Source organism: Paenibacillus sp. OSY-SE (genome assembly GCF_000283315.1).
Lineage (GTDB): Bacteria > Bacillota > Bacilli > Paenibacillales > Paenibacillaceae > Paenibacillus_B > Paenibacillus_B profundus.
This window is the reverse complement of record NZ_ALKF01000031.1, coordinates 1-467: the sequence shown is the minus strand read 5'-3', so window position 1 is coordinate 467 and position 467 is coordinate 1. Positions and strand designations below refer to the sequence as shown.

Genomic DNA, 467 nt, shown 5'->3' with positions numbered 1-467 from the left:
GAGATTTGGCACGCTGGCTGCCTGACGGCCGGCTGGAGCATCTGGGGCGGATCGACCATCAGGTGAAGATCCGGGGGCACCGGATTGAGTTGGGCGAAATCGAAACCCGGTTGCTCCAAATCCCGGGCGTAAGCGAAGCCGTCGTGACTGCAGCGGCTATTGAGATGGGCACGGATATTCACCATGAATTGTGTGCTTATGTGACAGGCAACCGTCCGCTTGCGGCGGCTGAGCTGCGTGCCGCCCTGACTGCCTCGCTGCCGTCGTACATGCTGCCGACGCACTTTATGCAGCTGGAAGAGCTTCCGCTGACGCAGAATGGGAAAGTGGACCGCCGGGTGCTGCCGAAGCCGTCGGAAAGCGGAGCCGCTACCGGATATGCAGCGCCGCGAACCGAAGCGGAAGCGAAGCTGGCGTTATTGTGGCAGGAGGTGTTGGGTGCCTCGCGCGTAGGCATCCACGATAAC

1 protein-coding gene is annotated in these 467 nt (G+C 61.9%); it reads left to right on the top strand.

What is annotated here, in order from left to right:
* A partial coding sequence (locus A372_RS32585; protein WP_036702562.1) for an AMP-binding enzyme occupies positions 1–467 on the top strand: 467 nt, incomplete at both ends.